This window comes from Flavobacterium sp., from assembly GCF_052437795.1.
Taxonomy (GTDB): Bacteria; Bacteroidota; Bacteroidia; order Flavobacteriales; family Flavobacteriaceae; genus Flavobacterium.
In genome coordinates, this window is sequence record NZ_JBQVPA010000003.1 from 266,184 (window position 1) to 279,730 (window position 13,547).

The 13,547-nt window shown below is 46.8% G+C and carries 11 protein-coding genes; 3 read left to right on the forward strand and 8 right to left on the reverse strand.

Annotated elements, in window-relative coordinates; genetic code table 11:
• On the forward strand, nucleotides 1-960 hold the full coding sequence (locus ACT6R0_RS11500) for an OmpA family protein (protein WP_444653833.1): 960 nt from the start codon (nucleotides 1-3) through the stop codon (nucleotides 958-960).
• A gap of 71 nt (nucleotides 961-1,031) precedes the next feature.
• Here the strand turns inward: ACT6R0_RS11500 and ACT6R0_RS11505 are convergent, their stop codons facing one another.
• The 8 genes from ACT6R0_RS11505 to panC form a co-directional block, all read right to left on the reverse strand.
• Nucleotides 1,032-2,411 carry a PQQ-dependent sugar dehydrogenase gene (locus ACT6R0_RS11505; protein WP_444653251.1) on the reverse strand — a complete coding sequence of 460 codons (1,380 nt, stop codon included), beginning with the start codon at nucleotides 2,409-2,411 and terminating at the stop codon, nucleotides 1,032-1,034.
• A 75-nt stretch (nucleotides 2,412-2,486) separates the two neighbouring features.
• Nucleotides 2,487-4,118: a DUF4139 domain-containing protein gene (locus tag ACT6R0_RS11510; protein ID WP_444653250.1), complete on the reverse strand. Its 1,632-nt coding sequence runs from the start codon at nucleotides 4,116-4,118 to the stop codon at nucleotides 2,487-2,489.
• A 126-nt stretch (nucleotides 4,119-4,244) separates the two neighbouring features.
• Complete coding sequence (locus tag ACT6R0_RS11515) at nucleotides 4,245-6,236, reverse strand: transglycosylase domain-containing protein (protein ID WP_444653248.1); 1,992 nt, start codon at nucleotides 6,234-6,236, stop codon at nucleotides 4,245-4,247.
• Nucleotides 6,237-6,250: 14 nt separating this feature from the next.
• A complete protein-coding gene (gene radA / locus ACT6R0_RS11520; RefSeq protein ID WP_444653247.1) occupies nucleotides 6,251-7,612 on the reverse strand; it encodes a DNA repair protein RadA in 1,362 nt (453 codons plus the stop codon).
• Nucleotides 7,612-8,754: an alpha/beta hydrolase gene (locus ACT6R0_RS11525; RefSeq protein WP_444653246.1), complete on the reverse strand. Its 1,143-nt coding sequence runs from the start codon at nucleotides 8,752-8,754 to the stop codon at nucleotides 7,612-7,614. Before ACT6R0_RS11525 ends, radA begins: the two co-directional genes overlap by 1 nt.
• A 41-nt stretch (nucleotides 8,755-8,795) precedes the next feature.
• Nucleotides 8,796-9,755, reverse strand: a complete 960-nt coding sequence (locus ACT6R0_RS11530) for a lysylphosphatidylglycerol synthase transmembrane domain-containing protein (RefSeq protein ID WP_444655663.1) — start codon at nucleotides 9,753-9,755, stop codon at nucleotides 8,796-8,798.
• Nucleotides 9,756-9,757: 2 nt separating this feature from the next.
• Entirely contained in the window at nucleotides 9,758-10,108 is a 351-nt protein-coding gene (gene panD / locus ACT6R0_RS11535) for an aspartate 1-decarboxylase (protein ID WP_444653244.1), read from the reverse strand.
• Between the two features lie 13 nt (nucleotides 10,109-10,121).
• Entirely contained in the window at nucleotides 10,122-10,967 is an 846-nt protein-coding gene (gene panC, locus ACT6R0_RS11540) for a pantoate--beta-alanine ligase (RefSeq protein WP_444653242.1), read from the reverse strand.
• A gap of 107 nt (nucleotides 10,968-11,074) precedes the next feature.
• On the opposite strand from panC, the gene ACT6R0_RS11545 reads away from it, so the two are divergent.
• Both ACT6R0_RS11545 and ACT6R0_RS11550 read left to right on the forward strand, forming a co-directional pair.
• Entirely contained in the window at nucleotides 11,075-11,881 is an 807-nt protein-coding gene (locus ACT6R0_RS11545; protein ID WP_444653240.1) for a glycogen/starch synthase, read from the forward strand.
• A gap of 20 nt (nucleotides 11,882-11,901) precedes the next feature.
• Entirely contained in the window at nucleotides 11,902-13,533 is a 1,632-nt protein-coding gene (locus ACT6R0_RS11550; protein ID WP_444653239.1) for a DUF4270 domain-containing protein, read from the forward strand.
• Nucleotides 13,534-13,547 lie beyond the last annotated feature (14 nt).

Genomic DNA, 13,547 nt, shown 5'->3' on the forward strand with positions numbered 1-13,547 from the left:
ATCTTAAGAAAAATTTCCGTGGGATTGCTCCTTTTGGCGCTTACAACTTCCTGCGTATCCAAGAAAGTGTACACCGACCTGGAAAACAAGTATGCCGACCTGAAGAAAGAGAACCGCGAGATGGCCGACCAGAATACCAAACTTGAAAAAGAGCGCAATGAACTCGACCTGAGATCGAAGGACCTGCAGGCACAACTTGACAAAATGAAAGCCGACCGTGACAAGCTGGCAGCAGATCATGCCGCATCACAATCGAGCCTTAATACGCTCAAGTCATCTTATGCCGCGCTGGAAAAGAACAGCGGCGATGCACTGGATACCAACATGAAAAAGAACCGCGAACTGTTGGCACAGCTCGAGGCTAAGGAAAAAGCGCTTGCCGCCGAGCAGGAAAGGCTGAACAAATTAAGCGCTGAGCTGAAAGACCGTTCGCAGCGCGTTAACGAGCTGGAAAGCATGATCGCCGCTCAGGAAGCCGGCCTGAAAAAGCTTAAGGAAACGTTGTCAAAAGCGCTTAACAGCTTTGAAGGAAAAGGCCTTACCGTAGAAATGAAGAATGGTAAGGTATATGTTTCGATGGAGAATAAGTTGCTGTTCGGGTCGGGAAGCTGGGTAGTGGGCACCGAAGGTAAGAAGGCGGTGGTCGAAGTGGCCAAGGTACTTGCCGCAAATCCTGAAATAGCGGTGCTTATCGAGGGACATACGGATAATGTACCCTATCAGGGCAGTGGCCAGATAACCGATAACTGGGACCTTTCTACCAAGCGTGCCACGGCCATTGTGAATATCATCCGTGAGAATAAAGGCGTGAACGCGCAAAACCTAACAGCAGCCGGTAGGGGAGAGTTTGCCCCGGTAGCCGGCAATGATACCGCAGAAGGCAAATCGAAAAACCGTAGGATCGAGATCATCCTTACGCCAAAGTTGGATGAAATATCAAAAATGCTGAACGAGATATAACAGCATATATAAATACAAGAAAGGCCGGAGTAATTTCCGGCCTTGTTATTTATAAGATGTAAATGTATCGATTATCTCACCATAAGCTTGTGATGCTTCACGGCACCTGATGATTCCATTTTCATCAGGTATATTCCGGAACCAAGTCCTGATGTATCTATACGGGACCTGCCTTCTGCAATGTTTTGCTGCAGTAATAGTTTGCCATGTATGTCGAGTATGCTTATTGCTGTTGGCGATGCGATATCAGAGAATTCAACAAATACTTCTTCTCCCGCAGGGTTCGGGTAAATCTTGTATGATCCTCCCGCAAAACTGTCCGTGCCTGCCGGTGAGTTGTCGATTATGCGGTAAATGTTCCCGCTGCTTATGCCGGCAACAAATAGCTCACCACTGATGTCTTCCCCAAAAGTAGTGAAGTTATTCCCGTCGAATGTCTCCGTAAATGTTATTTCGCCTGCTTCATTAAGTATGCCTATCTTATCGCTGCAATAATCTGCAAAGAGATATTTTCCCTGCAGGTTCGGGAATAAGGCCCCTGTATACTGATATCCTCCTGTAACAGAACAGTTGCCGCTGCCCGAGCCACTGCTGTAGTCGGCAAAAGGGACTGTAAAGCCGGTTATGCCGTTGCATTGCGACATGTCAAATTCAAGTGTGCCTTCATAACACCTCCAGCCGTAGTTAAGTCCCGAGGCTGTAGAAGGTACTTTATTGATCTCCTCCCTTTCACCCTGGCCCACATCGCCGATCCAAAGGTCGCCATTGATCCTGTTGAACGAAAATTTCCAGGGGTTGCGCAAGCCAATGGCCCAGATCTCGTCCGAGCCGTCTATCCCTACATATGGGTTATCTGAGGGGATGGAATAATTAGGGTCGCCGTTATCTACATCTATCCTTAGCATTTTACCTAAAAGGGTATTGATGTTTTGCGACCTGTTGCCCGGGTCGCCTCCGCTGCCGCCATCGCCCATGCCTATATACAGGTATCCGTCAGGTCCAAAACGCAGGCAGCCACCATTATGGTTGGAAAAAGGCTGATCTATGGTAAGCAATATCACCGCGCTTGTAGGCTCGGCCAGGTTAGGGTCTGTTGCGTTCAGTGAATATCGTGCTATAACAGTATTTCCGGCAGTATTTGTATAGTTGACGAAGAAATACCCGTTGGTCTCAAATTCAGGATGGAAGGCAAGGCCTAAAAGCCCACCTTCGTTAGCGCCGGTGTCTACCAGCGAGGATATGTTCAGGAAGGTACTTATGTTAGTTTCCTGTTCTACGTGCACCACCATTTTTATAAGTCCGCCCTGCTCTACGACGAACATTCTGTCATCATTGGCAAAAGCAATGTCTACGGGGTTGTTCAGGCCTTGTGCATACAGTTCCAGGTCGATGTCCTGTGCGTTCATAAAACCCGAAAAAAGCAGCGATGCAAAGAATAGTTTTGTCTTCATAGCAAATAGGATATTGTGTTATACCAGTAAATTTACTTAATATAACACAATATCAATTAGGTGCTTAACAAAATATTACAGATTTCCTACCGCAATGTTCTTAGGATGCCGCACCCGGTAGCTCAGGCGTACCTTTTTAGTCTCGCCGGGCTTTAGCTTCATCTGCCATTGCAGCATGCCGGTTTCTTTGGCCACTTCGGAGCCGCTGCTTTCCAGCAGTTCTACCTCAAGGTTTTCCAAAGTGCTTATGGGGTATTGGTCTTTAACGGTAATATTGGCCGCCTCTTTTTTATTGTTGCGTACAATGATGTCGTAGGTAAAGGTCTGCTCTTTTTTGGACGAAAGGAACTTACTGCCCGACTTATCGATCACTTTTACCCTTTCAACAGAGATCTTCTTATCCCTGCCCATGCTCAGGCTCAGGGTATCGGTAGTCTGTAGCGGGTCTATATAGGTCTTCCCGGCATACATCCCTTCAAAAATAATGTTCGCCTCGCCCTTCAGCAGGTTGTATTTGGAGTAGTCGGTGATCTCGGCCAGCAGGTAGGCTTCTTTGTCTACTTTCGGAATTGTAAGGTGCCTGTAGGATGCCGGGAGCTTTATTTCGTTCAGGGTCACGCTGTGCTTTTTGCCATTGGAAAGAATGTCGTAAGGGATATCAATATCGAAAGAAACTGTGAGCTGGTTTTCAGTAGGGCTAGTAGCGATGTTAGATTTCATACTCATATATCCCTGTGTTACTATTTCGGCATTTTCGTCATTTGTAATTTGCAATCCAGGCACTTGCCCCTGAAGTGTTTGTGCAAATGTCGCTTTTGATTTTTCATTTATATTTCTAATTTCATACGTCTGTAAAAACCAGGGGTTCAGTCCAGGTGCCACGTTATTCTGGTTGGGCATGCCGCTGGAAAGGGTCAACTTTACCTTTTTCCAGTCCAGCCCGGTTTGCTGTACTACCTGTGCCTTGTACACCAGGTTGATGGGCTGCGAAATGTTATCTGCCCTCAGGTCATAAAATACAGTCCAGCCCGCGTTTTGCGCAAGGTAATCTATGGTAAGCGGTACGTTGCCGGCCACCTCGTTCATTACCTGCAATACCAGCTTGCCGTTAGAAATGTTTTCCTTGGTTTGGGTATTGGTTTCCAGGCGGCGGTTCAGCTTCGCCAGCAGTTCGTTCAGCTTTTTTTCTTTTTCGACCAATGTATTAATGGCTGTTGCCGTTTCTGTCCGCTTGGCCTTGTAGTAGTCGGCCAGCTTCATCAGTTCGGCTACACTAAGCCCCGACTGCTGCCCGCCCACCTGGGTGTTCTTGTCCAGCAGTTCTATTACTTTCAGTTCCTGAGCCTTGGCGGTGGTGGTGCGTTCCAGGTCTTTTTGTACCAAAGTAATGCTGTCACGTACTTTCTTTATGGCAGGCGAAGTTTCGTCGGCTTCATATTCCGAAATATAGTCGCGCGTAAATTGCACCGAGAGCACCGTAAGCCCTGATGGCGCGCCAATTCGTACAGTATTCTCGTTGAGGTAGTCGGCTACGTTCTTTACCACGATCTCGCTGCTTCCGGCCGGCAGGTTTACAATCGCCGTCTGCGAAAGTTCAGCGCCATTAAAGTAAACCGTGGCGGCAACGGCCTTTGCGGTAGTGAATACCGGCTTTTGGGCAAATGCCATCCCGCTTATCAGCAGGCACAATGCAACTATCTTTTTCATAAATGTGTATTTATTGGTAAGAGCATTTTTTGATAATAAAGGTTGGGATGACAATGTTAATTTTGCCACGAATTACACGAATTATATCTCTAATGGACTCGGCCTGGTACCTAAAGAGAGCTTAACCTAAAAAGACGTCTTTGATAAATTGAAGAAGAATTCATCCAGTTCCAGCGAATCGCCTTCGAATTGTGGTATTTCGGTAAGCCTTAATCGCGACCTTCCCCTGCCTGAAACGTGAACATCGCCGTGCTGTGCAATGGTATCTTCGGGCATGATCAGGGCACGGCGAAGCATCAGGTCCTTTACGAATTTGTTGTGCTTTATGGCATACGGCTTCAGCTGGCCAGCCCCGTCAAACTGCCACATGAACGCTTTTGGCCTTGGTACGATGCTTGCCAGGAATACCGACTCGTCCAGCGATAACTGAGAAGGGTGTTTGTTGAAGTAATAATCGGCAGCCTCGCCAATGCCATATACATCCGGCCCCCATTCGATCACATTAAAATACACTTCCAGCATGCGCGATTTGTTCGATATGCCGTTGTTCTCCAGTATGTATACCAGCAATATCTCCTCCAGCTTTCGCGAAAGCGTTTTCTCCCTGGTAAGGAATACGTTCTTTACCAGCTGCATGCTTATGGTGCTGGCCCCGCGGGAAAACTGCCTGGTCTTGATGTTCTTAATGATCGATTGCCTGAACGCTTCAGTAATGAAACCCCGATGGCGGAAGAACGAAGGGTCCTCGCTGGTAAGTACCGCATTTTTTACATAAGGCGATATCTGGTCGAGTGGAGTAAAAAATGGGTTTCCCGGCCCCACGAGGATCGGGCGCTGTGCCCTCCCGTTATCAATGGCCCTGTAAGTGAACGTAGTGTTGAGCTTCGCCAGATCGGCCGCGCCATATTTTATGATCTTCAGGCCGTCTTTTTTCAGGTTGCTGTCAAATACCAGTGCTCCCGGCTTGTTCTTGTTGAATTGGAATTTGAGGTCGTAGCTAAAGGTACCTTCAGCCTCCATACCCTCAAAGTTGGTAAACAGCCCTGTTGGCAGTGAGTTGATAAAGTCCTGCGCCTTGGTTGTGGGTATCCTGGCCTTTAGCTCGTAAATGGTGTCTCCGGCAACGCTGTAGCGCGCGTAGGGATTGAATTTGATCTGGTTGAGCTGCACGGTCGAACTGCTGTCTATCGCGACAAAATCCGGCCCGAAGAGGAAGTGGTAGTCAAAGCGTGCCTTGTCTATCACAACATCTTTTTTGGCAATGCGCGGGTTATTGACCATAAAGTTGCCAATGGAAGCGAAGCCGTCTATGTGCAGCTCATCGCCATCCATGTCAATGTTCTCTACATTCAGGTGGATGGAATCGAAGCCCGACTTAAGGCCAAAACGTTCGTAAATGTAGGGCACCTTGATGCGTGAGGTGTCGGAGTTGAAGAACTTCAGGTCAGCGCGCTTGTCCCTTGGGTCGGCCATCCCTTTTACTTTCCAGGTCTGGCTTATGCTGTCGGCGGTAACGCCAATAGTCGATTCCAGATGCTCGTCGGCCAGGCGCATCTGCTGCAGGTTCAGGTTTACCTCGCGGCCCATGTCGTCCAGGCGCAGGGTAAGGTTGTCCAGCTTCATGTCGGTTGGCACCAGGTTTAGCGCCGTGTTCAGTATATTGTAGGCACGGTCGGCATAGTTGGCTTCTGTTGGGCCATCGTCCGGTGTTTCGTCTTTTTTCTTTTTCAGGAACGTATCAAAATTCTTACCATTTTTGTTGCGCACCAGCTGTACATAGCCATTCTTCATTTCGAGGGTGCCCAGCTGTACATCGCCTGTAAGCAGCTTCAGGTAATTGACCGATGTTTTTATCTCCTGCACATGCAGCAGTGTATCGGCATTTTTAGGAACTAACGCGATCTCTTTCAGCTCAATGCCCGAAAAGCCTTTAAAGGTGGCTTGTTTTACAGTAAAACGGCTGTTATAGTCGCGCTCCATTTTGGCAGCAACTTTGGCTATCGCTTTTTCCAGCATCATGTTGCGGAAGGCAAAAAAGCAAATTGTACCGATGATGAGCAGTACTGCAACTATTTTTAAAAGTAAGAAGGCTATTTTTTTAATACGACTTTTACGCATGCAAATGGTGATGGCTAACCGAAAAGATAGCCCGCGACATCCTCAATTTTGGCTACCAGCTTTATTTCGATCAGGGTGTTTTTTAATGAGATCTTGTTGTACTTAGATACAAAAATAGTAGAAAATCCTAACTTTTCCGCTTCCAGTATGCGTTGGTCTACACGGTTTACGGGGCGTATCTCGCCCGATAGGCCAATTTCGCCCGCAAAGCAGCAGCCCTTTCCAACGGCAATATCTTCGTTAGATGATAAAATAGCGGCTACCACGGCAAGGTCTATCGCAGGATCATCTACATTAATGCCGCCTGTAATGTTCAGGAAAACGTCTTTGGCACCCAAACGGAAACCGGCCCTTTTTTCGAGTACGGCCAGCACCATGTTGAGCCTTTTTGCATTATAACCTGTCGTGCTCCTTTGCGGCGTGCCATATACGGCCGAGCTTACCAGCGCCTGTATCTCTACCATCAGCGGTCGCATGCCTTCCATGGTGGTTGCTATGGCGGTGCCGCTCATCTCCTCATCTTTGTGTGATATGAGTATTTCCGACGGATTGGAAACCTCCCTCAACCCACTGCCCAGCATTTCGTAAATGCCCAGTTCGGCGGTAGAGCCAAAACGGTTCTTGAGCGAGCGGAGTATGCGGTATACGTGGTTACGGTCACCCTCGAACTGGAGTACTGTATCTACCATGTGTTCCAGTATCTTAGGGCCGGCTATGCTGCCATCTTTGGTAATGTGGCCTATCAGGATAACAGGTACATTGGTTTCCTTGGCAAATTTTATCAGTTCGGCGGTAGTTTCACGTATTTGCGAAATGCTGCCGGCTGTCGATTCTATGAAGTCGGTATGAAGTGTTTGTATCGAGTCAATGATCAGCACTTCCGGCTGAAGTGCCTCGATCTGTTTAAAGATGTTCTGCGTTTTGGTCTCGGTAAGCACATAGCAGTTATCTGCGGCAGGGGTTATCCTTTCGGCACGCATTTTTATCTGCTTTTGGCTCTCTTCACCCGATACATACAGCGTGCGGTAGGGCAGTTTTAAGGATATCTGCAGCAGCAGCGTACTTTTGCCTATTCCCGGTTCGCCGCCCAAAAGGGTGAGCGATCCCGGTACCAGCCCGCCGCCCAATACCCGGTTCAGCTCGCCGTCGCCCGTATCCAGCCGCAGTTCGGCAGCCGAGTCGATCTCGGTTATCTTTAGTGGTTTAGGAGCCTTTTTGGTTTCGCCCGATGAAGCTTTCCAGGATTGCTTTTCTTCTTTTTGTATTACTTCTTCAACTATGGTATTCCATTGCTTGCAGGCATTGCATTGCCCCTGCCATTTTGGATATTGGGTGCCGCAATTCTGGCAAAAAAAAGCAGTCTTGAGTTTGGACATTAGCGTTCTTTAAGTTTTTCAGCCTTTTCCAGCATGAACTCGGTGGTGTACTCGCCGATAGGTTCAAGGGTATAGCTGCGCATATAGGCTTTTACGGCTTTTTTATTGTCGCCGGTCTTTTCATAAAATAGTCCTGAATAATAATCACTCAGGGTAGTCTTTGGATATTGTTTTGAGGCCACGTCCGAAAGGTCGCGCAGCTCATCGTATACGCCATTCTTCAATATGGCAGCTTCGATCGCTTTAAAGTCGTTGAGCCTCATTGGTATTTTCAATCCGAGGTCCTTTTCTATCACATCATACTTGTCGGTAAGGTATTTTACATAGCCAGACGGCAGCTTAACGATCTTTTCAAGGTACTCTGAAGATGATATGGGCTGGTAGCATGAAAAAATATCATATAGCGAAGCCGGTATGGCGCGTGCCACAAGAGAATAATGGGAAGCACCCCTAAAATCGTCAAAAAAGTATTTCAGGTTAGGGTTGGTCACCGCCTTAATGTTGGTATCCAGCGCCTTTATTGTCTTTTGCTGGCTGGCCAGGTCGCCATCGGCAGTGGCCAGGTAATAGTAGACAGGGCTTTTCAGTTTGGCAAGCTGTTCGGGCAGCTGTGTTTCCATGTTAACGGCAAGCTCGGGGCTCATGCTTATAAAAGCATTAAATACCGGTTTTTCTTTGAACAGGAAGTAGTTCATGAAATTAGCTGTCATATTATGCCCGGCAATGATCTTAAAAGGCGCGACCCTGTAATTTTTCTCTAACGAAGGCACCAGCTCATAGGCCAGGAACTCGAAAAATTTTTCACTTTGGTCAAATGGCAGGCCGTTTTGTTCGGCGGTTTGGGTGTCAAATTCCCTTTGTTCGGCATTGTCCTGGGTAAGAGCTACTATGATCACCTCAGGAAGGTCATTCCAGTATTCTGTATATGAAACTATGCCCGAGAAGGGATCAAAAAGGTAATCGCCATCCAATAGGAACAATAACGGATATTTTTTGTTCTTGTCAGTGGCATAGGACGGAGGAGTGAGAATAGTGATCTCGCGTGTCGCATTGAGCTTTTTTGACGCGATCTCTTCCACCTTTACTTGGGCGGAGAGCGGCCAAATAAAGGCTATCAGCAAGGTTAATACTGTGTGTTTCATAGCTTTACGGGGTTGAAGCAAATAGTTTCGCAAGATAGCGATTATTTGTTTCTGTATACAAGTGGCAGCAATAAAAAAGACAATCCGCCTAAGACCAGTATCTGCGCGGTTTGAGAAGTCCACACGATCCACCCGAAGGCAGCGCCTGCCGATTTTGGCACGCCGTATACAGCAAGTATTTTGGCAATGGCAAATGGGAAAAAGCCTGTGCCACCATTGGTAAAGGTAATAACGATGCTCCCGATGACAAATGCCGTGAATACAGTGCCAAAGCTAAGCCCCGACGTTTCGGGAAGGGCATATATGGTGATGTAAAACATCAGCACGTAACTAAACCAGATATAGAGCGAAAGCAAAAGGAAAGGCCATTTGTTAGGCATTTTGAAAACGCTAAGAGCGCCCTGCATTAACCCGGATATGCGTATCTTTATCTTTTGTACCCACTCAAGCTTTGAGTAGACGAAGAAAAGCACAGAGCCCAGGAACAATATTCCGGCGATAGTGCCATAAAACAGAAGTTGTTTGAATGGGATCTCGGCAAGGTAAGACCTCATTTCTTCAAACTGGAGTATGGCAGTAAGCCCTACGACCAGTACCAGCAGTATCATGTCTACAATGCGTTCTGCTATGATGGTGCCAAGGGCCTTGTCGAAGGGTATGCCTGCATATTTGTTTATGGCAACGGCGCGGCTCACTTCGCCACTGCGGGGTATGAACATGTTCATGATGTAGGTGATGCAGACAGAGCCAAACTTAGCACCCATCGGGGCGCTGTACCCAATATGCGCAAGGGTGTACTTCCAACGGTAGGCACGTGCCCAAAATCCTGTAAAACCAATTATCAGTGAAAAGAAAACGTAGAGGTAGTCGGCAGTACGGAAGCTGTTTTTCAGGTCTTCCAGTTCTGTTGAGGTAAACTGCCGGTACATGTATATAATTAAAAAAACTCCCAACAAAAGTGGGAGCGCAATGCTTAATATCCTGCTTATCTTTTTTTTCAAGGCTAGGTTAGCGAGTTGTCATTTTCGTTGGGGAATACGATCGATGGCTTAAAGGTTTTGGCTTCTTCAATATCCAGTATCCCGTAAGAAATGATGATAATGATGTCTCCTTTCTGGACTTTCCTTGCAGCAGGGCCGTTTAGCGTTATCTCGCCGCTGTTCCTGTTCCCTTTGATCACATAAGTCTCGAGGCGCTCACCGTTGTTGATGTTTACTATCGAAACTTTTTCACCTTCAATAAGATTGGAAGCTTCCATTAGCGCTTCGTCAATGGTAATGCTGCCTATGTAATTTAAATCAGCTCCAGTCACCTTAACGCGGTGAATCTTGGACTTTACAACTTGAATTTGCATGGGGCAAAGGTAATCAATTTAATGAAATATTATCGATCAGCCGCACATTGCTCAAAAAAACTGCAATGAAAGCCCTGTATTTCTTTTTTCCCTCGCTAACAGCAGGTTTCAGGTCGTCTTCGGCGGCTATCTCAAAATAGTCCATGGTAAAGCCGGGCAGTGCCGCAAATGCATTGTGAACAAATTGTTTTACAGATGCAAAGTCCTGGTCTTTAGATCTGTGTTGGGCCTCCTTCAGTATTTTGTAGATGCCGGCCGCTTTTTCCCTGTCTGTTCCTGACAGCCTTTCATTGCGGGAGCTCATGGCCAGCCCGTTGGCCTCGCGGCTTATGGGGCATCCGATGACGTTAATGGGCATACCCTCTTTTTCTACGAGTTTTTTCACGATCTGCAGCTGCTGGAAATCCTTTTCGCCAAAATAGGCATTAGTGGGCTGCACGATCTCGAACAATTTCTTAACAATAGTCCCGACACCATCAAAATGGCCCGGGCGGAACGCGCCTTCCATCTGGTTTTCGAGCCCGTCGAACGAGAAATGTGCCGATGCGGTATTGCCGTCGTACATTTCATATACAGTAGGGGCAAAAACAATGATCTTGTCACTTACGGTCTTTATCTTCTCTATGTCAGCATCAAGTGTTCGGGGATATTTTTCAAGGTCTTCGGGATTGTTGAACTGGGTAGGGTTGACAAAAATGCTTACCACCGTAACCTCATTTTCACCTGCCGACCGCCTGATCAGCGATAGGTGGCCGTCGTGAAGCGCGCCCATGGTCGGGACGAACCCGATGGGGGCTTTAACATTTATGTAGTCAGACAAAACTGTCGCCAAACCGGCTTTATTATTGAAAATGAGCATTAAGTTTAAATTAAAAATCGTTGCAAAATTAATTATTTCGTGGCAAGATGCGCAAATTTGTTTAATTTTGCATGTTTTTATGACCAAATAAAATTAAGCTATTGAAGATGGAGGATAAGAGGATATTGTATGTATCATCTGAAGTTGTGCCGTATCTGGCGGAGAATGAGGTGTCGTTAATGTCGTATGATGTGCCGAAAATGATAAATGATCAGGGGGGGCAGATAAGGATCTTTATGCCCCGTTATGGCAATATCAATGAGAGGAGGCACCAGTTGCATGAGGTGATCCGCCTGTCGGGAATGAATTTGGTGGTAAACGACATGGATATGCCACTTATCATTAAGGTCGCATCGATACCCAAGGAAAGGATACAGGTCTATTTCATAGATAACGATGAGTATTTTAAAAGGAAAGCGACCTTTACCGATGAGGATGGTACGCTGTATCCGGACAACGATGAGCGTTCTATCTTTTTTGCGAAAGGGGTGGTAGAGACGGTAAAGAAACTCAACTGGGTGCCGGACATCATTCATGTACACGGCTGGCTGGCGGCCATGCTGCCCATCTATATGAAGCATTTTTATAAGGATGAAGCCCTTTTTGCCGATACAAAGATCGTTACCTCGGTTTACGGACAGGGGTTTGAAGGTACGCTGGATAATGCAATGCTGAAAAAAGTAATGTTCGATAATGTTCCTGAAGGCGATGTAAAAATGCTGGAGGTGCCAAATTATGAAAATATCATGAAGGCATCCATTGCCCATTCAGATGCCCTTATCATTGCTTCGGAAACCTTGCCGAACGGGCTTTTACAGGCCGTGAAGGATTCTGGAAAGCCTTACCTGGAGTATGTGCCTAAAGATAATTTTGCAGGCGCGTATACTAATTTCTATAAAACTCAGGTTTTATAGATAAATTTTAAAAAAAACCTATGATCAATAGTTCTCTTTTCACGAAAATCGTTCTTGCATTAAGCATAATATCCTTTGTTGCGTGCGATACCGATTATAATTCCATTGGTTCCGATATCATTGACGATGATGTACACTACGGCATGACCAGGCTTGTAGCTCCGGTAACGGCCTACGACCGGGGTACCGGTGTGGTACAGTCCAATAATCTTACACTAAATACACTGGGGGCCTATGATAGCCCCGTGTTCGGCAAGACCGTAGCCCATTTTGTTACCCAGGTAGAGCTGGCTACGCTCAACCCAACCCTTTATGCACCCGAAATAGACTCTGTGTACCTTTATGTTCCTTACTTCAGTGCTCTTGATGAAGCGGATGCTGAAACCGGTATAAGTACATATACGCTCGATTCCATTTACGGGACCGAAGGCGCTAAGATCGACCTTGCGGTTTACAGGAACGGATTTTTCCTTCGTGACTCCGATCCGGGCTCATCGTTCCTTTCCGGCCAAAAATATTATTCGGATGACCTGGGGCTTGTCGATGCGGCAAAAGTAGGCGGCAAGCTTAATACTTTTTCAGCAGCGCAAAGCAGTGAGTTCGCCATAAGCAAGGCAGAGATAGAGCGCTCGGCCGTACCGGAAGGGCAAAATGCAGCTAAGGTCGTAGAGCGCAAAGCGCCGGGCATTTTCCTTTATTTGGATAAAGCTGAGTTCCAAAGCATGCTGTTTGGGACGGGTGCGGCAGGTAAGCTGGTTAACAACAACGTATTCAAGGAATATTTCAGGGGGTTGTTCTTTAAAGTCACACAAACAGGACAGTCGGTAATGATCATGCCAAGGTTTGACCAGGGGACTATAACCATAAAATACAGGGACCATATTGCATGTACCACATGTCCTGGAGGAGTACACAGCGAAGACAAGGAAGCGAAAACCATGACGCTGAACCTAAAGGGCAATACCATCAATTTCCTTGAGAACACACCAGATCCGGTCTACGCGTCTGCCATAGCCGACTATGATAATGTGTCGGGCGACGAAAAGCTTTACCTTAAAGGTGGTGTAGGCTCGATAGCGCTTATCGACATCAATGAGTCGTCACTGGCCGGGCTTGAGCCAGATCCTGTGACCGGTGAGCGGGTACTGATCAATGAGGCCAACCTTGTGTTTTATGTAGATAAAGCTGCCATGGCCGGAGCGATTGAGCCAATGCGCCTTATACTTTATGACATGAATAACAAGAGGCCGATCACAGATTATTATCTGGATACATCGACTACATTGCGAACCCCGAAATTTGATAAGTTCATTCACGGAGGCATTCTGCAGTATGATACCGATGGCCGCGGCCTTAAATATAAAATAAGGATCACCGACCATATCAATAACCTTGTCAATAAGGATTCTACCAACGTGAAGCTTGGCCTTGCGGTAACAGAATACATTAACCTGACGGGCAATGCAGCGCTAAGGTCCCCTCTCACCGGAGAAACATTTACTAACAATGGGGTTACGGCGCCATTGGAAATAAAAACGCTGCCGGTAACGTCAGTAATGCACCCATTCGGGACCATACTGTATGGGTCTAACCCTGCAGTGCCGGAAGACAAGCGCCTTAAACTTGAGATTTTTTATACCAAACCCAATTAATATAGCTATTTACT

What these genes read in the sequence shown, in the direction of transcription:
- ACT6R0_RS11525 (WP_444653246.1), bottom strand. Translation starts at nt 8,754, where the DNA reads ATGAAACACACAGTATTAACCTTGCTGATAGCCTTTATTTGGCCGCTC.
- ACT6R0_RS11550 (WP_444653239.1), top strand. Translation starts at nt 11,902, where the DNA reads ATGATCAATAGTTCTCTTTTCACGAAAATCGTTCTTGCATTAAGCATA.
- ACT6R0_RS11545 (WP_444653240.1), top strand. Translation starts at nt 11,075, where the DNA reads ATGGAGGATAAGAGGATATTGTATGTATCATCTGAAGTTGTGCCGTAT.
- ACT6R0_RS11510 (WP_444653250.1), bottom strand. Translation starts at nt 4,118, where the DNA reads ATGAAAAAGATAGTTGCATTGTGCCTGCTGATAAGCGGGATGGCATTT.
- panD (WP_444653244.1), bottom strand. Translation starts at nt 10,108, where the DNA reads ATGCAAATTCAAGTTGTAAAGTCCAAGATTCACCGCGTTAAGGTGACT.
- radA (WP_444653247.1), bottom strand. Translation starts at nt 7,612, where the DNA reads ATGTCCAAACTCAAGACTGCTTTTTTTTGCCAGAATTGCGGCACCCAA.
- ACT6R0_RS11505 (WP_444653251.1), bottom strand. Translation starts at nt 2,411, where the DNA reads ATGAAGACAAAACTATTCTTTGCATCGCTGCTTTTTTCGGGTTTTATG.
- ACT6R0_RS11515 (WP_444653248.1), bottom strand. Translation starts at nt 6,236, where the DNA reads ATGCGTAAAAGTCGTATTAAAAAAATAGCCTTCTTACTTTTAAAAATA.
- panC (WP_444653242.1), bottom strand. Translation starts at nt 10,967, where the DNA reads ATGCTCATTTTCAATAATAAAGCCGGTTTGGCGACAGTTTTGTCTGAC.